Genomic DNA, 18,738 nt, shown 5'->3' with positions numbered 1-18,738 from the left:
CGGGCTTCGTTCTTTCGGGACTGCCTGACGCTGTGCTGCAAGGACGACGCGCGGGCGGCACACGGAACCCCGTCGTATCGGCCTTTCCCTCTCATGCTCGACGCTTCTACAGTTCCGAATCGGAACTTACTATGCGGGCGCTGATATGGGACCCGTCCGTAGTGCTGGTTTGTCCGATCCTGCCAGGAGCGCGCCGGGTCCATGACCTTTTCGGCCGGATACTAAGTTCCAATTTGGAACTGGTCAAGCTCCGAAGCGGCCCCCTAGAATGGACGGAGGTTTTTCCGGGAGAACCCCATGAAATGGCAAGAAGTCGGCGAAACGCCCTGTTCGATGGCGCGCAGCCTGGCGATCCTCGGCGACCGCTGGACGCTGCTGATCCTGCGCAACTGCTTTCTCGGCATGCGCCGCTTCGATGAGTTCCAGGCCAGCCTCGGGGTCACCCGTCAGGTACTGGCCGACCGCCTGAGCCGGCTGGTGGAGGCGGGCGCGCTGAAGAAGGTGCCTTACCAGGAGCGACCGCCGCGCTACGAGTACCGCCTCACCGAGATGGGCCACGACCTGCATCCGGTGCTGCTGGCCCTGGCCAACTGGGGCGACCGCTGGCTCGACGAGGGCCGCGGCGCTCCGGTGGAGTACGTGCACAAGGCCTGTGGCCACAAGTTCCGGCCGACCATGGTCTGCCCGGAGTGCGGCGAGCCGGTGGGGTCGCGCGATGTGACGGCGGTGCCGGGGCCGGGGTTCGCGGCGATGGCTGGCAAGCTCGCGCAGAACTGAATCCGCGCGCGCTCTGCCAAGGGCGGGCCGCGACCCGCTCGGTTCGCTCAGCCGGCCTTGCGGAAGACGAACATCAGCCCCACCACGATCAGCCCCATGCCCAGCAGGCTGAGCCAGCCGAGGCGGTTGCCGAAGACCATGAAGTCCATGATCGCGGTCACCGCCGGCACCAGGTAGAACAGGCTGGTGACGTTGACCAGGTTGCCCTGGGCGATCAGCCGGTAGAGCAGCAGGGTCGCGCCCACCGAGACCACGACGCCCATCCATAGCGCGGGGACCAGGAAGCCGGCGTTCCATTCGAACTCGAACGGCTGGAAGGGCACGAACGCCAGGCACAGGCCGAGGCCGGCGAGGTACTGCAGGGGCAGGGTGCCCAGCGGGTTCTCGCGGATGCCCTTCTGCATGATCGAGCCGCCGGTGACGCCGGCCAGCGCCAGCAGTGCGCAGAGGATGCCGGCCGTGGACATCCCGGCCAGGCCGATGCCCTGGTAGACCACCAGCACCAGGCCGGCCAGGCCCAGCAGCAGGCCGAACAGGCGCGCCGGCGACTGCCGGCGTTCGAGGATGACGGCGGTGAGGATCGGTTGCACGCCGAGGATGGTCGCCATCATGCCGGGAGTGACCTGCAGCTTCAGCGAGAAGATATAGAAGATCGGATAGACCCCCAGCATCACCAGGCCGGTGAGCAGGGCCTTGCCGCGCTCACGCGCGCTGCGCGGCGTGCGCAGCCTGAGCAGCGGGGCGAGCGGCAGCAGGCAGGCGAGGGCGATGCCGAAGCGGAACACCAGGAAGGCGAACGGCGAGGAATGCGCCAGGCCCCATTTCGAGGCGATGGCCCCGCTGCTCCAGAGCAGGACGAAGAGGCTGGTGCTGGCCAGGCCGGCCAGTGCGGATTTGTTCAGTGCAAACATGGATCTGCCACCTTGTAGTCGGGCATGCCGCGGGCTCGGGCCGGCGGCGGACGGCACGCTTCGGCAGCGGATGGCGCTGCTTGCGGCGGGCTGTGGAAGGGCGTTGGGGCGCTACCGCGCTCGTCAGGGACTGACGCCCGGCGGCGGGCAGGCGGCCGAACCGGGAGGGGGAGGCGGCGGCGAGGCGACTACAGGAGGGGAAACGCAGCCCAGGCTGGCGCACGGCTGGAGCGCGCCGACCTCGCCGGTGGCTACCGGAAGGGCGGGGAGCGAGCTGTGCGAGCGCTGGTTCATGGAGGCTATCCGGTCGATGAAGACAACGAGAGGGACTATAGCGGGCCGTCCGGGATTTGACGAGCCTGTGGGCGAGCCTTGCGCTAAAACGCCAGCCCGGCGACAAACCGGGCCGGCGCCGGGCTTCACTTGCCGGTCTTCACCGTGTTCCAGGTGCGCGTGCGCACGCGGTCGATCTTCTGCGGCATGGACTCGAGGGCGAACAGCTTGGCCATCTTCTCCTGCGGCGGGTAGATCGCCGGGTCGGCCTTGATCTCGGCGTCCACCAGCGGGTCGGCGGCCAGGTTGCCGTTGGCGTAGTGCACATGGTTGCTGATCGCGGCCATCACCTCGGGACGCAGCAGGTAGTTCATGAAGGCGTAGCCGGCCTTCTCGTCGGGCGCGTCGACCGGCATCGAGACCATGTCGAACCACAGCGGCGAGCCTTCCTTCGGCGTCGAGTAGCGCACTTCCACGCCGTTGTTGGCCTCCTTGGCGCGGGTCGCGGCCTGCAGGATGTCGCCGGAGAAACCGACCACCATGCAGATCTCGCCGTTGGCCAGGTCGCTGACGTACTTCGAGGAGTGGAAGTAGCGGATGTACGGGCGCACCTTCAGCAGCGCCGCCTGGGCCTGCTTGTAGTCGTCGGCCTTCTGGCTGTGGTGTGGCAGGCCGAGGTAGTTGAGGGTGATGGGCAGCAGCTCGGGGCCGTTGTCCAGCACCGCCACCCCGCACTTGCTCAGTTTCTGCATGTATTCGGGCTTGAAGAATATATCCCAGGAGTCCAGCGGCGCGTCGTCGCCGAGCACCGCCTTGATCTTCGCCGGGTTGTAGCCGATGCCGGTGGTGCCCCAGAGGTAGGGGAAGCCGTACTGGTTGCCCGGATCGTTGACCTCCAGGGCCTTGAGCAGCACCGGGTTGAGGTTCTTCCAGTTGGGCAGCTGGGACTTGTCCAGCTTCTTCAGGGCGCCGGCCTGGATCTGCTTGGCCATGAAGTGGTTCGACGGGAATACCACGTCGTAGCCGGATTGGCCGGTCATCAGCTTGCCGTCGAGGGTCTCGTTGCTGTCGTAGACGTCGTAGGTGGCCTGGATGCCGGTTTCCTTGGCGAAGTTCGCCACGGTTTCGGGAGCGATGTATTCGGACCAGTTGTAGATCTTCAGGTTGTCCGCGGCGAGGGTTGCGCCGCTGCCGCAAGCGAGGGCGAGGAGGGTGAGGGAAGCGATGCGGGTCTTCATTGTTGTAGGTGTCCTGTCGGCTGACGACAGCGTCGGCGACGGACTGGTTCGCCGCCGGCGCTCAGGGGGCGCCGGCAACGCTGGCCGGCACCCGGGTTTTATCCCGCGTTGCCGGAAGCGAGGAAAGGGGCGGCTTTTACCTGCGGGCCCGCAGACAGGCGCCGGCACCGCAGCGGGGCGTCGCTCCGCCCGCCTGCCTCAACTCAGGGCGACCTTGACCCCGAGGGCGATCAGCAGGCCGCCGAGCAGCTTGTCCACCACCCCCTGGGCCCTGGCCAGGCCGCGGCGCACCACCGCGCTCTGGATCAGCACCACCAGCAGCGGCCACCAGAGTGCGGCGAGGCCGACGATGATGCCGGCGTACCAGAGCTTCTCGGCGAAGCTGGAGTCCAGGCTCAGCACCTGGGTGAACACGGCGAGGAAGAACAGCGTGGCCTTGGGGTTGAGCAGGTTGCACAGGTAGCCCTGGAGGAACGCGCTCCAGTGGCCGACGCGCTGCACGCCGCCGACCGCCAGGTCGAGCGTGCCGCCGCCGCGCGAGCGCAGGGCCTGGATGCCGATCCAGATCAGGTAGACCGCGCCGGTGTACTTCAGCGCGTTGAACAGCCACGGCGTGGTGGTGATCAGCACCGCCAGGCCGGCGACGCAGTAGGCCATGTGGGTGGCCACGCCGAGGATCACCCCCAGCGAGGTCATCATCGCCGCCGAGCGCTGGTAGCGCGCCGCGTTGCGGATGATCAGGAAGAAGTCCGGGCCGGGCGAGAGCATGCCCAGGGTGGCGAGGGTGGCTACGAAGAGCGAGGTTTCCAGCATGATTCGATACGCCTGGCGCAAGGCGGCGCCGGTTCGCTGCGGCGCCGCGGGTCGGTGGTTACTGGGTCAGTTCCTGTTCGCTGAACAGGCCGTCGAAGAGCATGCTCGAAAGATAGCGCTCGCCGGAATCGGGGAGGATCACCACGATGGTCTTGCCCTGCATGTTCGGCTCCTCGGCCAGGCGCACCGCGGCGGCCATCGCCGCGCCGGAGGAGATGCCGCAGAGGATGCCTTCTTCCTGCATCAGGCGCAGCGCCATGTTCTTCGCTTCGTCGTCGCCGATCTTCTCGACCCGGTCGACCAGCGACAGGTCGAGGTTCTTCGGCACGAAGCCGGCGCCGATGCCCTGGATCTTGTGCGGGGCGGGCTTGACCTCCTCGCCGGCGAGGGTCTGGCTGATCACCGGCGAGGTCACCGGCTCCACCGCCACGGCGAGGATCGGCTTGCCCCGGGTGTTCTTGATGTAGCGCGAGACGCCGGTGAGGGTGCCGCCGGTGCCGACCCCGGAGACCAGCACGTCCACCGCGCCCTCGGTATCGTTCCAGATCTCCGGGCCGGTGGTCTTCTCATGGATCGCCGGGTTGGCCGGGTTGTCGAACTGCTGCGGCATGAAGTACTTCCCGGGATCCCCCGCGACCAGTTCCTCGGCCTTCTGGATCGCACCCTTCATGCCCTTCGCCGGTTCGGTCAGGACTAGCTCCGCGCCCAGCGCCTTGAGCACCTTGCGTCGCTCCAGGCTCATCGACGCCGGCATGGTCAGGATCAGTTTGTAGCCGCGTGCGGCGGCGACGAAGGCGAGGCCGATGCCGGTGTTGCCGGAGGTCGGCTCGACCAGGGTCATGCCGGACTTCAGTCTGCCGCTGGCTTCGGCATCCCAGATCATGTTCGCGCCGATCCGGCACTTCACCGAATAGCCGGGGTTGCGCCCTTCGATCTTGGCCAGGATGGTGACGCCGCGCGGGGCGATGCGGTTGATCTGGACCAGCGGCGTGTTGCCGATGGACTGCGCGTTGTCTGCGAAGATGCGGCTCATGATGGTGTCCTTGTCGCATGGAGAAAGATCAATCAGCCTATTCCGCCCCCGCCCGCGCGTCCAGACGCGTTCGAACCAGCGGCGCGCCGCGCGTGTCCACTGTCCAGGAGGGCCGTACCGATGAAGAAACGCTATGCCATTCCCCTGGGCAGCCTGGCGGCGCTGCTTCTGTTGTTGCTGGCGCTGCACCTGGCGCTGCCGTACCTGGTGCGCGACTACCTGAACGGCAAGCTGGCCGACATGGGCGACTACCGTGGGCACATCGCCGACGTCGACCTGGCGCTCTGGCGCGGCGCGTATCGGATCGACGGGCTGAGCATCGTCAAGGACAACGGCAAGGTGCCGGTGCCGTTCCTCGACGCGCCGAGCATCGACCTGTCGGTGAGCTGGCAGGCGCTCTGGGATGATCACGCAGTAGTGGCGCGGGTGGTCTTCGAGCGTCCGCAGCTCAACTTCGTCGATGCCGGCGGCGACCGCGACGCCTCGCAGACCGGTGCCGGCACCGACTGGCGCGAGCAACTGGACAAGCTGCTGCCGATCACCCTCAACGAGGTGCGGGTGGTGGACGGCACCCTGCGTTTCCGCAACTTCACTTCGAAGCCGCCGGTGAACCTGCACGCCTCGGCGCTCAACGCCAGCATCTATAACCTGACCAACGTGGCCGACGCCCGGGGCGAGCGGCCGGCGCATCTCGAAGGCACGGCGCGGATACTCGGCCAGGCGCCGCTGGAAGTGGCGGCGCATTTCGACCCGCTGAGCGACTTCGAGGACTTCGACCTGCGCCTGCGGGTCACCCGCGTCGAGCTGAAGCGGCTCAACGACTTCGCCAGCGCCTATGGCAAGTTCGACTTCAATGCCGGCACCGGCGACCTGGTGCTGGAGGCCCAGGCTAAGCGCAGCCAGTTGGATGGCTACATCAAGCCGCTGCTGCGCGACGTGGACGTGTTCAACTGGCGGCAGGACGTGGAGGATGGCGACAAGAACCTGTTCCGCTCGGTGTGGGAGGCGCTGGTCGGCGGTGGCGAGACGGTGCTGAAGAACCAGCGCAAAGACCAGTTCGCAACCCGTGTGAACCTGAGCGGTAATATCCACCAGCGGGACGTCAGCGCGTTCCAGGCGTTCCTCGGGATTCTCCGCAACGCGTTCGTCGAGGCGTTCAACGCTCGTTTCGAGCGTTCCCCGGCGACGCGCGACGACGACGGCTGAAGACGCGGGCGGAACGGCGGGTCGCGAGGTGGCCGGGCATTCAGTGACTGAATGACCCGTCTGCGTTCACAGTGCGCTTGTCCCCGCGTTATAGTCGGGTTTTCAAACAATACTGAACTGCCCGGTTTTCCAGCCAGGGCGTTACCGTTCGAGGATTTCCTGATGAAGTTCGAAGGCACCCAGTCCTACGTCGCCACCGACGACCTCAAGCTCGCGGTCAACGCCGCCATCACCCTGCAGCGGCCGCTGCTGGTGAAGGGCGAACCGGGCACCGGCAAGACCATGCTCGCCGAGCAGTTGGCCGAGTCCTTCGGCGCCAAGCTGATCACCTGGCACATCAAGTCCACCACCAAGGCCCACCAGGGCCTCTACGAGTACGATGCGGTAAGCCGCCTGCGCGATTCGCAGCTGGGCGTGGACAAGGTTCACGACGTGCGCAACTACATCAAGAAGGGCAAGCTCTGGGAGGCCTTCGAGGCCGAGGAGAGGGTGATCCTGCTGATCGACGAGATCGACAAGGCCGACATCGAGTTCCCCAACGACCTGCTGCAGGAACTCGACAAGATGGAGTTCTACGTCTACGAGACCAACGAAACCATCAAGGCGAAGCAGCGCCCGATCATCATCATCACCTCGAACAACGAGAAGGAACTGCCCGACGCCTTCCTGCGCCGCTGCTTCTTCCATTACATCGCCTTCCCCGACCGCGAGACGTTGCAGAAGATCGTCGACGTGCACTACCCGAACATCAAGCAGTCGCTGGTCAGCGAGGCGCTGGACATCTTCTTCGACGTGCGCAAGGTGCCCGGCCTGAAAAAGAAACCTTCGACTTCCGAGCTGGTCGACTGGCTGAAGCTGCTGATGGCCGACGAGATCGGCGAAGCGGTGCTGCGCGAACGCGACCCGACCAAGGCGATCCCGCCGCTGGCCGGCGCCCTGGTGAAGAACGAGCAGGACGTGCAGCTTCTCGAGCGCCTGGCGTTCATGAGCCGCCGCGCCAGCCGCTGAGTGCGTCGGCCCTTTCCGGGGAAAGGGCTGCGGGGCGGCACGCCAGACAGCGGAGGAACATCCCATGCTCAGCGGAAGTTGCCTGTGCGGCGCGGTAAGCTATGAAATCGACGCGCCCATCGAGTCGGCCAGTCATTGTCATTGCAGCCAGTGCCGCAAGGCCCACGGCGCGGCGTTCGCCACCTACGGCAAGGTGCGCCGCGAGGCGTTCCGCTATGTCGCCGGAGCGGACGCGGTGGCCGAATACCACTCGTCGCCAGGCGTCACCCGTACCTTCTGCCGCCACTGCGGATCGAACCTGCAGTGGCTTGGCGGCAACGAGGACCCGACGTACACCTCTATTGCCCTCGGCACCCTCGACTCGCCGCTGCCATCGGTAGCGCAGCGGCACATCTACGTGGGTTCGAAAGCCGACTGGTACGTCATCGCCGACGACCTGCCGCAAGAACACCAATACTGACCGGCGCTCGCGCGCCGGGATCAACGGACAACAGACGAGGTCGCAGCCATGCTGCTCAACCTGTTCAACGAAATGCGCGCAGCCAAGGTGCCGGTGTCGGTGCGCGAGCTGCTCGACCTGATCGATGCCCTGAAGCACCGCGTGGTGTTCGCCGACATGGACGAGTTCTACTACCTGGCGCGCACCATCATGGTCAAGGACGAGCGCCACTTCGACAAGTTCGACCGGGCCTTCGGCGCCTACTTCAAGGGCCTGGAGAAGCTCGACGACCACCTCAAGGCGCTGATCCCCGAGGAATGGCTGCGCAAGGAGTTCGAGCGCCTGCTGACCGACGAGGAAAAGGCGCAGATCCAGTCCCTCGGCGGCCTGGACAAGCTGATCGAGGAGTTCAAGAAACGCCTCGAGGAACAGAAGGAGCGCCATGCCGGCGGTAACAAGTGGATCGGTACCGGCGGTACCAGTCCGTTCGGCTCCGGCGGTTTCAACCCGGAGGGCATCCGCGTCGGCGACGCCGGCAAGCGCCAGGGCAAGGCGGCCAAGGTCTGGGACCAGCGCGAATACAAGAACCTCGACGACCAGGTCGAACTGGGTACGCGCAACATCAAGATCGCCCTGCGGCGCCTGCGCAAGTTCGCCCGTGAGGGCGCGGCGGAGGAGCTGGACATCGACGGCACCATCGACCACACCGCGAAGGACGCCGGGCTGCTCAACATCCAGATGCGCCCGGAGCGGCGCAACACGGTGAAGCTGTTGCTGCTGCTGGACATCGGCGGCTCGATGGACGCCCACGTCAAGGTCTGCGAGGAGCTGTTCTCGGCCTGCAAGACCGAGTTCAAGCACCTGGAGTATTTCTACTTCCACAACTTCATCTACGAGTCGGTGTGGAAGAACAACCTGCGCCGCAGCAGCGAACGCACCGCCACCTTCGACCTGCTGCACAAGTACGGTCCGGACTACAAGGTGGTGTTCGTCGGCGACGCGGCGATGGCGCCCTACGAAATCACCCAGGCCGGCGGCAGCGTCGAGCACTGGAACGAGGAAGCCGGTTACGTCTGGATGCAGCGCTTCATGGAGAAGTACAAGAAGCTCATCTGGATCAACCCCTATCCGAAGGACACCTGGAACTACACGGCGTCCACCGGCCTGGTCCGTGAACTGGTCAAGGAACAGATGTATCCGTTGACCCTGAGCGGCCTGGAGGAGGGCATGCGCTTCCTCTCGCGCGGTTGAGCCAACTGCCTGCGGGACCGGCGACAGGCGCGGCGGCACGCAACTTGCCTACCCTGTGTATCCCGTCCGCGCGGTAACAGCGCGGCGCGGCCACCGGTAACGATGGGCACGCCATGATCGACTCGACCTTCTCCCGCGCCACCTGGCTCAACTCGCTGCACATGTCGACCCTCACTCTCTCGCTGCTGGAGAAGGAAGGGTTCGCCCGCGAGCAACTGCTCGAAGGCAGTGGCATCACCCCCGCCGACCTGCTCGACCTGCGGCGCCTGATCAGCCCCTGGCAGGAGCAGCAGGTGTTCGCCAACGCCTGCCGGCTCAGCGACGAGCCGGCCCTCGGCCTGCGCCTGGGACTGCGCACGCGGATTTCCGCCTACGGCCTGCTCGGCTACGCGCTGCTCTCCGCGCCGACCCTCGGCGAGGCGCTGCGCATCGGCCTCAGCTATCCGGTCTTGCTCGGCACCTACTTCCACCTGTCGCTGGAAGTCGCCGACGGCCGCGCCTGGCTGGTGGCCACCGGCTACGGCGAGGACGAGGCGCTGCGGCCATTCAACACCGAGCTTTGCCTGGGCTCGCTGAAGGTCACCTGCGCCGACCTGCTCGGCCAGCCGCTGCCCTTGCTGGAAGCGGCCTTCGACTATGCCGGCGACGAGGCGATGGCGCGGGCCTACGCCGAGGGTTTCGCCTGCGAGTTGCACTTCGAACGCGAGCGCAGCGCCATCGGCTTCGCCGCCGAATGGCTGGAGCGCCCGTTGCCGCTGGCCGACCCGGTGACCCACCGGGAGATGCTGGAACAGTGCCGGCGGCAGAACATCGACCTGGCCGCGCGTCGTGCCTGGCTGGACAAGGTCCGGGCGATCCTCGCCGAGCGCTTGCAGGACCCGCCCGGCCTGGAGGAACTGGCCAGGCGCCTGAACTGTTCGTCGCGCAGCCTGCGCCGGCACCTTCAGCAGCAGCGCACCAGCTACCAGCAATTGCTCGACGAGTTGCGCTTCGCCCGCGCCAAGGAGTTGTTGCAGAGCGGCGACATGCCGATCTACCGGATCGCCGAGGAACTCGGCTTCAGCGAGACCGCCAGCCTGCGCCATGCCTTCCAGCGCTGGAGCGGCCAGCCGCCGAGCCATTTCCGCGCCTGAGCGCTCGCTCAGGCGGAGGGGCTGGTGTCGGCGTGGCGCCGTCGCCGTTCGTCCGCCACCTCACTCAGGGATTTTGCCGCGCCGTCGCCAATCCAGGCCATGAAGGCACGATCGAAGCGGAAGTCGGCGCCGCACAGCCCGACGAGGAAGCGCCGTACGTCCTGGGCGTTGCGCTAGTCGCGGCACACTGCGGTGTCGCGGGTGATGGTGTCGCCGTGCCAGCCGAAGACCATCTGTCGTTTCTCTGCGCGCGCTGGAGCGGGCAGGCCAACGATGGCCTGCCCACGGGCCGTCAGGATGCCGGCTCTTCGATCAGCCGGTCATAGGGCGGCAGGCCGCTGTATTGGCCCAGGGCTTGCTCGTAGGCGTTCTTCAGGTCGTCGGCGGCGAGGTCGTAGCCGACCAGCAACTGTTCGAGTTCAGCGGCGTTCTGCGGGTCGTCGTTCTGCAACTGCGCGTCGAGTTCGCGGGTGCGCGCGGCGACGCACTGGATCGCCACCATCAGGGTCTGGGGTTTCAGGTTCATGGTTCACTCCTAGAGCCCGCGGGCTTTTTCCCATTGGCGGCGGATGGCGTTGCGCACGAAGTTGTCCAGTTGGCCCATGAGGACCTCCCGGTACATCGGCTTGGCCGGCATGATGGTGTAGTGGGTGGCTTGCAGGCGCTTGTTGTAGCTGTCCTGCTTCACCTTAAGGTCCGGCGGGATGTCGGTGCCGTCGGGTATCACGAAGTCGCCGTCGGCGCGGCGCAGCACGCCGGCGCGGTCGAACACCGAGGTGCCGCCGGTGTCCGGGGCGTAGAGGCCGTCGCGGCCGGCGACGATGTCCGGCGCGCGGGCGGGGACGCCAGGGGTGTTGGGGCTGTCGAAGGTCGGATGCAGCAGCGGGGCGACTTCCGCAGCCTCGGCGAGTTCCTTGTCGGGATGCAGGTAGCGACCGACGTCGCCGTCGTAGTTGGCCTTGAATACCGCCCGGTAGAGGGTGAGGCTGGTTTTCTCGTAGTCGTAGGACATGCGTGGACTTCCCTGTGGGTTGCGTTCGCGGCGCCGCGGGTGCGCGGCATCGCTACCGGCCACCGTCCTTGTGGCGCCATCGGCGAGCAGGATAACAGCCGTGGGCGGATCCGCCAGGGGCAGGCGACGACCGTCGCCCGGGAGGCTCAAGGCCTGGCCGCGCCGTGCAGGTAATGGCGGATGCGCACCTCCACGCCGGCGCTCTGGAAGCGCCGGGCGGCGGCCTCGACCCGCAACTCGCCGCGGGTCACCCGCTGGTGGTGGCGCAGGTGCTCCAGCCAGGATTCGTCGATGAAGAACTCCAGCCACAGGCGACGGTTGCCGCTGTCCTGGACCAGCCCCCAGGACACCGCGCCGTTGCGCCGACGCATGGCGCGCACCTCGACCATCGCCGCCTGGAATGCCGCGGCGTCCTGTGGGTCGATGTCGTACTCGAGGGTGACCATCACCGGGCCGCGTTCCTGGTCCACCTCTTCGTCGACCAGTGGTGACGGCCAGTGCAGCGACGGCGCGAGGTCCTCGGCCTCGGTGACCGGCAGCCGGCAGCGCAGCGACGCGAACAGGCCGAGCAGCAGCGCGGCGCTGGCGCAGAGCAGGGCGAAGGTGATCGACAGGTGGCTGGCGACCAGACCCCACAGGGCGCCGCCGGCGGCCATGCTGCCGAAGAACACCAGGATGTAGACCGCCAGCGCGCGGGCGCGGACCCAGGCCGGCACGGAGGTCTGCGCGGCGACCTGCAGGCTGGAGAGCACGGCGATCCATGCCGCGCCGCTGAGCAGCATCACCGGCACCAGCAAATAGAGGTTGCGCAGCAGCGCCAGGGCCACCAGCACCAGTGCGTAGAGCACGCTGGAGAGCAGCACCAGGCGGTCGCTGCCGAGGCGTTCGCGCAGGCGCGGCAGGAACGCGGCGCCGAGCACCGCGCCGACGCCGACGCTGCCCAGCAGCAGGCCGAAGTCCATGGCGTTGCCATGCAGTTCGCCGCGCACGATCAGGGGCAGCAGCGACATGCCGGCGCTGGCGCCGAGGAAGAACGCCACCGCACGCACCAGCACCGATTGCAGTGGCCTCGAGCTGCGGCTGTAGCGCCAGCCGGCGCGCAGGGCGCCGAACAGGCGTTCCGCCGGCAGCACCGAGGGCACGGCCTCGCGTTTCCAGGCCAGCAGCACGGCGATCACCGCGAAGAAGGAGAGGGCGTTGAGGGCGAAGGTCAGCCAGGGGCCGACCAGGCTCACCAGCACCCCGGCGATGGCCGGTCCGACCGCCCGCGCCAGGTTGACCCCGACACTGGACAGCGCCACCGCCGCCGGCAGTTCGTCCTTGCCCACCAGTTCCGGAGTGGTGGCGCTCCAGGCCGGCATCATCAGCGCGGTGCCGATGCCCATGCACAGGGTCAGGCCGAGCAGCAGCCAGACGCTGGTCAACTGGAGCAGGGTGAGGCTGGCCAGCAGGGTGGCCACCAAGGCCATCCACAATTGCACGCCGAGCAGGTAGCGGCGCTTGTCGACGATATCGGCGAGGGCGCCGGCCGGCAGGGCCAGGAAGAACATCGGCAGCGATCCGGCGACCTGCACCAGGGCCACGTTCAGCGGGCTGGCGGAGAGCGAGGTCATCAGCCAGCCGGCGCCCACCTCGTGCATCCAGGTGCCGATGTTCGAGGCGATGCTGGCCAGCCATAGCCAGCGGAAGGTGGCTTGGCGCAGGGGACTCCAGGGTGAGGCGGCGGGTGCGGTCATGGTCAGAGCGAGCCTTTGAGTGGGTATTCGACGATCAGGTAGAGGCGGTCGATGTCGTCACCGGCCTGGGCCGCGTTGGCCCGGTGGCTGAGGTGCGAGACGTTCAGCGAGAGGTCCTTGAGCGGGCCCGAGGCGAACAGGTAGCGCAGGTCGAGGTCGCGCTCCCAGTGCTTGCCGCCGCTGCCCTGCAAGGGCCGGTAGCGGCCATCGGCGCCCAGCGGGTTGTAGGCGCCGCCGGCCGGCGCATGGCTGCCGTCGATGGCGCGGCCGCTGACGTAACGCGCCATGAAGCTCAGCCCCGGCAGGCCGAACGGGGCCAGGTCGAGGTCGTAGCGGGCCTGCCAGGAGCGTTCGCCCGGACCGTTGAAATCGGCGTACTTGATCGAGTTGGCGAGGTAGATGGAGTCACCTCCGACGAAGTCGAACGGCGTATCCCCATGGACACGCTGGTAGGCCAGGGAGAAACCCTGCGCGCCGACGCGGTACTTCAGTTGCAGGCTGTAGGCCAGGGTGTCGATCGCGCCGGCCCGGCTGCGGCCCTGGTCGCGCGTGCGATAGAGGTTGCCATCCAGGCTGAACGCGGCACGTTGCAGGTTCATGTTGAGATAGACCTGGCGCCAGACGTTGTCCAGTTGCGCGGCGAACAGCGAGCCGCTCAGGTTGTCGCTGGCCGCCAGGCTGGCGCCGGCGAAGCCGATGGCGCTGCCGGCGGTGCTCGCGCCGTAGCCGTCGAAGTCGCCATGGCCGGAGCTGGAGGCCTGTTCCTTGAAGGCGGTGAAGCGCCCGGCCTGGATCCGCACGCGGTCGAGGTCGTCGCTCTGCAGGAAGAAGCCCCTGGCGTACTGGGGTTGCAGGCGCTTGTCGCTGGTATCGAAGACCGGGGTCTCGACGGTCATCTCGCCGACCTTGAGCAGGCTCTCGCCGAGCCGCAGCTTGAGTGCGGCGCCGGCGTCGGAATACTCGCTGGCGTTATCGCCGGATGAGTCCAGCGGCAACAGGCCGGTGCCGGCATGGCCACGTCCGCCGTCGAGCTTGAAGCCGGCGAAGCCGTGGAGATCGAGGCCGAAACCGACGCGGCCGGGAGTATAGGCCGACTCCAGGTCGGCGATCAGGCCGTGTGCCCATTCCTTGCGGTAGCCGCGCCCGGCGTCCGCGCGGCGATAGTCGTTGTAGAGGAAGTAGTTGCGGTTGAGCAGGCGCCACTCCAGGTAGTCGGGTGCCTTGGCTTCCTGTGTCGCGGCGTGGCACGGCGAGGTGCCGCCCAGCGCCAGGAAAAGGGCCAGGCGGCCGACCGGTCGAACGCGGATCATCGGGAAAACTCCGGGCGAGGCGGGCCGCGAAGGGCCCGCCCGGGTACGTCAGAAAGCGAAGCAGGAACAGCCGAATGCGCCCCAGAAACCCTGGAAGTCGCTCACCGGTACGTTGGAGTGGCGCGCGCGGTTGTGCTCGTGGGCGTGTACCGCGCAGGCACCGACGCACTGGTGGACCTGGGCGGTCAGCGGCGCGCCTTGCCGCCAGTGGCCGGGTACCTTGGCCACCGGCGACCAGTCCGGCAGCACCGGCGGCGCCGGCGGACCGAGCTTGTCGAACTCGGCGGCGGCATAGACGACCTTGCCGTCGACCACCGTGAGCACCGACTCGATCCACTTGATGGCCTCTTCCTCGACGCCGAAGAAGTCCGCCGACAGCGCCGCCAGGTCGGCGAGCTGGCCAACCTTGATCTGTCCTTTCTTGCCCTGCTCGCTGGAGAACCAGGCGCTGCCGTGGGTGAACAGCTGCAATGCGGTTTCCCGCGGCAGGCCCTGCGGATACAGGGCCATGCCGCCGACGGTGCGGCCGCTGACCAGCCAGTACAGCGAGGTCCAGGGGTTGTAGCTGGAGACCCGGGTGGCGTCGGTGCCGGCACCCACCGGCACGCCCTCGGCGAGCATGCGCTGGATCGGCGGCGTGGCCTCGGCGGCCTTGGCACCGTAGCGGTCGACGAAGTACTCGCCCTGGAAGGCCATGCGGTCCTGGATCGCGATGCCGCCGCCGAGTGCCCGTACCCGCTCGATGTTGCGCGGGGTGATGGTCTCGGCGTGGTCGAAGAACCAGGGCAGGCCGTTGAACGGAATGTCGCGGTCGACCTTCTCGAACACGTCGAGCATCCGCGAGATCGATTCGTCGTAGGTGGCGTGCAGGCGGAACGGCCAGCGCTGCTCCACCAGGTGGCGGACCACCGGCTCCAGCTCCTGCTCCATGGTCTGCGGCAGGTCCGGGCGCGGTTCGAGGAAGTCCTCGAAGTCGGCGGCGGAGAACACCAGCATCTCGCCGGCACCGTTATGGCGGAAGAAATCGCTGCCCTGGCCGTACTTGACGCTGCCGGTCCAGTTCTTGAAGTCGGCGAGTTCTTCCTTCGGTTTCTGGGTGAACAGGTTGTAGGCGATGCGTACGGTGAGCTGGCCCTGGTCGGCCAGTTCGCGAATCACCTGGTAGTCGTCCGGGTAGTTCTGGAAGCCGCCGCCGGCGTCGATCGCGCTGGTCAGGCCGAGGCGGTTGAGTTCGCGCATGAACTGGCGGGTGGAGTTGACCTGGTATTCCAGCGGCAGCTTCGGTCCCTTGGCCAGGGTGGCGTAGAGAATCATCGCGTTGGGCCGGGCGATCAGCATGCCGGTGGGTTCGCCGCTGCTGTCGCGGACGATCTCGCCGCCGGGCGGGTTGGGCGTGTCCTTGGTGTAGCCGACCACGCGCAGGGCGGCGCGGTTTAGCAGGGCGCGATCGTACAGGTGGAGGACGAACACCGGGGTGTCCGGCGCGGCCTTGTTCAATTCCTCCAGGGTCGGCATGCGCTTCTCGGCGAACTGGAACTCGTTCCAGCCGCCGACCACCCGCACCCACTGGGGGCTGGGCGTGCGTTCGGCCTGGTTCTTGAGCATGCGCAAGGCGTCGGCCAGGGAGGGCACGCCTTCCCAGCGCAGCTCCAGGTTGTAGTTGAGGCCACCGCGGATCAGGTGCAGGTGCGAGTCGTTGAGACCGGGGATCACGGTGCGCTTCTGCAGGTCGATCACCTGGGTGGCGCTGCCGCGATGGAGCATCGCCTCGGCGTCGTTGCCGACGGCAAGGAACTTGCCGTCCTTGATCGCCACGGCGGTGGCGGTGGGGTTGTCGCGGTCCACGGTGTGGAAGCGGCCGTTGTGCAGGATCAGGTCGGCGGTCATGGAACCTCCTGGGTTGCTTGCGGGAGAAAGGCTGGCGGCGTTGGCGAAGGGCAGGGCGGACCACAGGACTCCGGCGGCGCCCAGCACCGAACTGGTAGTGAGGAAATGGCGGCGGTCCTTGCTCGGCGGATCGTGGCTCATGGCGTGCTCCTGGCAGCGGGGCGGAATCGGTCAGCGAGGGCGGCGGCGAGAGAGGCCACCGGACAGGATAGGTGCGGCGGGAAACGTACGGGACGAAAGAGCGGTTTTCCCGAATGACGCATCCTCCTGCAAGCGCAACTTGCTGGTGGTCGATAGCAAGTAAGGCGCGAGACATGTCCTGAACTTCATGGGGGCTTTTTCTTATAGGGCGGACTGTCGATTCTGCTAGCTGGTAATCCTTTTTTTATTGTCTCTGTGTGCGCTTTTTGTATGGATGTGTCGAATATTTTGAATATCGCCGTTCAACTTTATCCAGGGCCGCAGTTCAGTGATTTATTTTCTCGAAAAGTTTGTTTTTTCCAATATTCATGCTTCATAGTCTGGCCGGCCACGGGAAATTATCTGTTGGCCTGCGTGCTGTTGTGCGCAACAGCTGGAATTCATCGTTCGTTGTCAGGAAACAATCATGAGCCACTATCTCGAAGTTCTAACTCCGCAGAACAGCCAGATCATCTTCATCGACCAGCAGCCACAGATGGCATTCGGCGTACAGTCCATCGATCGCCAGACGCTGAAGAACAACGTAGTGGGCCTGGCCAAGGCGGCGAAGGTATTCGACATCCCGGTCACCATCACCACGGTGGAAACCGACAGCTTCTCCGGCCCGACCTATCCGGAGCTGCTGGCGGTGTTCCCCGAGCAGAAGATCCTCGAACGCACCTCGATGAACTCCTGGGACGACCAGAACGTGCGCGACTCGCTGGCCGCCGCGGGCCGCAAGAAGGTCGTGGTCGCCGGGCTGTGGACCGAGGTCTGCAACACCACCTTCGCCCTCTGCGCCATGCTCGAGGGCGGCTACGAGATCTACATGGTGGCCGATGCCTCGGGCGGCACCTCCAGCGACGCCCACAAGTACGCCATGGACCGCATGGTCCAGGCCGGCGTGGTACCGGTGACCTGGCAGCAGGTCCTGCTGGAGTGGCAGCGCGACTGGGCCCGCCGGGATACCTACGACGCCGTGATGGCCATCGCCAAGGAGCATTCCGGGGCCTACGGCATGGGCGTGGACTACGCCTACACCATGGTGCACAAGGCGCCCGAGCGGGTGACCCACGGCGAACGCATCGGCCCGAATCCGGCCAAGTGAATGCCGGCCGTGCCGCTCCGGTCCGCCGGGCGGCACGGCCGCGAAGGAGAACGAAGATGAAGCTCTACGTATTGTCGCTGGGCGCCGGACTGTTGGTGGGGATCGTCTACAGCCTGCTGCAGGTGCGTTCGCCGGCTCCGCCGCTGGTGGCGCTGGTGGGGTTGCTCGGCATCCTGCTCGGCGAGCAGGTCATCCCGGTCGGCAAGCAATTGCTCGGCGGTTGCGCGTTCGCCTCGGCCTGCGACAAGGCGGGTTCGGTCGGCCATGTGCTGGGGCAACTACCGGGTCGGCATCGCCTCGACCAGGCCGCTGGCCCGTCGGAAAAGGAAAAGGGTTGAGCGTTATATCATCGAGTAACAGCGCAGTAATCTGGTAGTTATCTTCGTCGGTTAGATTTCCCCGGAACGGCTCCCTCGGATTAATCTCTGGGGGAGCTTTCGTGCGTCGTTTTTCGCGTCGAGAGAAAAGTGTCACGAGATCATCAGGCGCATGGAATCAGGGGGAGTCATGACTGTTGCCATAGACAGAACAAAGGGCGACCAATCCACGCCAGGGAACATCATAAGGGGAGAAGGGTACGCCTTGATTCGCAATAGTGAGGCGACTCCCGATCCGGACAAGGTGATCCATATTCCTTGTGCCGATTCGTTTTCCGTCATCGTGCAGTTGCGCGATTTCAATTCCCATCGTCTCTGGAATGGAAACAAACTGGTTTTCGATGGCGGACATCCACGGAAAAGTATCTCCATCGCCTATCTTGGCGATGAAATAAAGTGCCAGCACCGGACAACTTACGACAATGTCCGCTTCATGTTGCCGCGCGCTTCGATAAAGGAGTTTCTCTACGAAGAAGGGCAACGCGCGTCCGCCGAGCCGGAGCGGATCATCGGTGTCGACGATCCGGTGGTCTATCACCTGGCGCTGGCGCTGCTGCCCAGCTTCGCCAGGGCGGGCGAGCGCAACGAACTGTTCATCGAGCAGGTCATGCTGGCGCTGTTGACCCACGTTCAGGATCGCTTCGCTTCGACCCAGGTCCCGGTCTGCACCGGCAAGGGCCTGGCGCCCTGGCAATTGCGCAGGGCCAAGGAGCTGATCGCCGGGCATCTGGCCGAGGGCGTATCGGTGGCGCGCCTGGCCGAGGAGTGCGGGCTCTCGCGCAGCTATTTCACCAAGGCCTTCAAGTGCAGCACCGGTGTTTCGCCCCACGAATGGCTGATGCGCATGCGCGTCGACCGGGCCAAGGAGCTGATGCTGGGCAGCGACGAACCGCTTTCGCAGATCGGCGTCGCCTGCGGCTTTTCCGACCAGCCGCATTTCTCGCGGATCTTTCTCCGGCTGGCCGGCGCCTCGCCCTCGACCTGGCGTCGGGTCAAGCGGCAGCGCACCGACGCAGCGCTCTGAACCGCGACCGTGCGTGACGGAC

General features: G+C 66.4%; 19 protein-coding genes and 1 pseudogene. 9 read left to right on the top strand and 11 right to left on the bottom strand.

Annotation, left to right across the window (positions count from 1 at the left end):
- The first annotated feature begins 297 nt into the window (after positions 1–297).
- Entirely contained in the window at positions 298–777 is a 480-nt protein-coding gene (locus LJF27_RS22625) for a winged helix-turn-helix transcriptional regulator (RefSeq protein WP_003090577.1), read from the top strand.
- Between the two features lie 47 nt (positions 778–824).
- Here the strand turns inward: LJF27_RS22625 and LJF27_RS22620 are convergent, their stop codons facing one another.
- The 4 genes from LJF27_RS22620 to cysK all read right to left on the bottom strand — a co-directional run bounded on the left by LJF27_RS22620 (position 825) and on the right by cysK (position 5,045).
- Positions 825–1,688 (bottom strand): DMT family transporter, encoded by an 864-nt coding sequence (locus tag LJF27_RS22620; RefSeq protein ID WP_003116695.1) that lies wholly within the window; start codon positions 1,686–1,688, stop codon positions 825–827.
- Between the two features lie 419 nt (positions 1,689–2,107).
- Complete coding sequence (locus LJF27_RS22615) at positions 2,108–3,199, bottom strand: polyamine ABC transporter substrate-binding protein (protein ID WP_003090575.1); 1,092 nt, start codon at positions 3,197–3,199, stop codon at positions 2,108–2,110.
- 198 nt (positions 3,200–3,397) lie between these two features.
- Positions 3,398–4,012, bottom strand: coding sequence for a LysE family translocator (locus tag LJF27_RS22610; RefSeq protein ID WP_003090574.1), 615 nt, complete (start codon positions 4,010–4,012; stop codon positions 3,398–3,400).
- 58 nt (positions 4,013–4,070) lie between these two features.
- Entirely contained in the window at positions 4,071–5,045 is a 975-nt protein-coding gene (gene cysK / locus LJF27_RS22605; RefSeq protein WP_003090573.1) for a cysteine synthase A, read from the bottom strand.
- Positions 5,046–5,165: 120 nt separating this feature from the next.
- On the opposite strand from cysK, the gene LJF27_RS22600 reads away from it, so the two are divergent.
- The 5 genes from LJF27_RS22600 to LJF27_RS22580 all read left to right on the top strand — a co-directional run bounded on the left by LJF27_RS22600 (position 5,166) and on the right by LJF27_RS22580 (position 10,082).
- On the top strand, positions 5,166–6,251 hold the full coding sequence (locus LJF27_RS22600; RefSeq protein ID WP_003451818.1) for a DUF748 domain-containing protein: 1,086 nt from the start codon (positions 5,166–5,168) through the stop codon (positions 6,249–6,251).
- A gap of 162 nt (positions 6,252–6,413) precedes the next feature.
- Complete coding sequence (locus LJF27_RS22595) at positions 6,414–7,259, top strand: AAA family ATPase (protein WP_003090571.1); 846 nt, start codon at positions 6,414–6,416, stop codon at positions 7,257–7,259.
- A gap of 64 nt (positions 7,260–7,323) precedes the next feature.
- A complete protein-coding gene (locus tag LJF27_RS22590) occupies positions 7,324–7,719 on the top strand; it encodes a GFA family protein (protein WP_003101529.1) in 396 nt (131 codons plus the stop codon).
- 48 nt (positions 7,720–7,767) lie between these two features.
- Positions 7,768–8,949, top strand: coding sequence for a vWA domain-containing protein (locus LJF27_RS22585; RefSeq protein WP_003101527.1), 1,182 nt, complete (start codon positions 7,768–7,770; stop codon positions 8,947–8,949).
- Between the two features lie 113 nt (positions 8,950–9,062).
- Complete coding sequence (locus LJF27_RS22580) at positions 9,063–10,082, top strand: AraC family transcriptional regulator (protein WP_003101519.1); 1,020 nt, start codon at positions 9,063–9,065, stop codon at positions 10,080–10,082.
- 8 nt (positions 10,083–10,090) lie between these two features.
- On the opposite strand, the pseudogene LJF27_RS22575 reads toward LJF27_RS22580, so the two are convergent.
- The 6 genes and pseudogenes from LJF27_RS22575 to LJF27_RS22550 form a co-directional block, all read right to left on the bottom strand.
- Positions 10,091–10,243: pseudogene (locus tag LJF27_RS22575) on the bottom strand (DUF6434 domain-containing protein); the annotation flags it as partial.
- Positions 10,244–10,374: 131 nt separating this feature from the next.
- Positions 10,375–10,608: a type IV secretion system immunity protein Tsi2 gene (tsi2, locus tag LJF27_RS22570; protein WP_003114383.1), complete on the bottom strand. Its 234-nt coding sequence runs from the start codon at positions 10,606–10,608 to the stop codon at positions 10,375–10,377.
- A 9-nt stretch (positions 10,609–10,617) separates the two neighbouring features.
- Positions 10,618–11,094 carry a type VI secretion system effector Tse2 gene (gene tse2, locus LJF27_RS22565; RefSeq protein WP_003101516.1) on the bottom strand — a complete coding sequence of 159 codons (477 nt, stop codon included), beginning with the start codon at positions 11,092–11,094 and terminating at the stop codon, positions 10,618–10,620.
- A 146-nt stretch (positions 11,095–11,240) separates the two neighbouring features.
- Complete coding sequence (locus LJF27_RS22560; RefSeq protein WP_023116923.1) at positions 11,241–12,830, bottom strand: MFS transporter; 1,590 nt, start codon at positions 12,828–12,830, stop codon at positions 11,241–11,243.
- A 2-nt stretch (positions 12,831–12,832) separates the two neighbouring features.
- The gene (locus LJF27_RS22555; protein WP_023116922.1) at positions 12,833–14,140 is read right to left on the bottom strand and encodes an OprD family porin; all 1,308 of its coding nucleotides are present in this window, start codon (positions 14,138–14,140) and stop codon (positions 12,833–12,835) included.
- 48 nt (positions 14,141–14,188) lie between these two features.
- Positions 14,189–16,027 carry an amidohydrolase gene (locus tag LJF27_RS22550; RefSeq protein WP_003101513.1) on the bottom strand — a complete coding sequence of 613 codons (1,839 nt, stop codon included), beginning with the start codon at positions 16,025–16,027 and terminating at the stop codon, positions 14,189–14,191.
- A 607-nt stretch (positions 16,028–16,634) separates the two neighbouring features.
- Here LJF27_RS22550 and LJF27_RS22545 point away from each other — a divergent pair.
- Positions 16,635–17,315, top strand: a complete 681-nt coding sequence (locus LJF27_RS22545) for a hydrolase (RefSeq protein ID WP_003090561.1) — start codon at positions 16,635–16,637, stop codon at positions 17,313–17,315.
- Between the two features lie 56 nt (positions 17,316–17,371).
- Positions 17,372–17,653: a XapX domain-containing protein gene (locus LJF27_RS22540; RefSeq protein WP_003101509.1), complete on the top strand. Its 282-nt coding sequence runs from the start codon at positions 17,372–17,374 to the stop codon at positions 17,651–17,653.
- A gap of 157 nt (positions 17,654–17,810) precedes the next feature.
- Here the strand turns inward: LJF27_RS22540 and LJF27_RS30475 are convergent, their stop codons facing one another.
- Positions 17,811–18,044, bottom strand: a complete 234-nt coding sequence (locus LJF27_RS30475; RefSeq protein ID WP_223290715.1) for a hypothetical protein — start codon at positions 18,042–18,044, stop codon at positions 17,811–17,813.
- On the opposite strand from LJF27_RS30475, the gene LJF27_RS22530 reads away from it, so the two are divergent.
- Positions 17,937–18,716, top strand: a complete 780-nt coding sequence (locus tag LJF27_RS22530; protein ID WP_223290709.1) for an AraC family transcriptional regulator — start codon at positions 17,937–17,939, stop codon at positions 18,714–18,716. The two genes, LJF27_RS30475 and LJF27_RS22530, sit on opposite strands and share 108 nt — an antisense overlap.
- The last annotated feature ends 22 nt before the right edge of the window (positions 18,717–18,738 follow it).

This window comes from Pseudomonas sp. 203-8 (assembly GCF_020708595.1).
GTDB lineage: Bacteria > Pseudomonadota > Gammaproteobacteria > Pseudomonadales > Pseudomonadaceae > Pseudomonas > Pseudomonas aeruginosa.
This window is presented reverse-complemented; position numbering and strand designations above follow the sequence as displayed.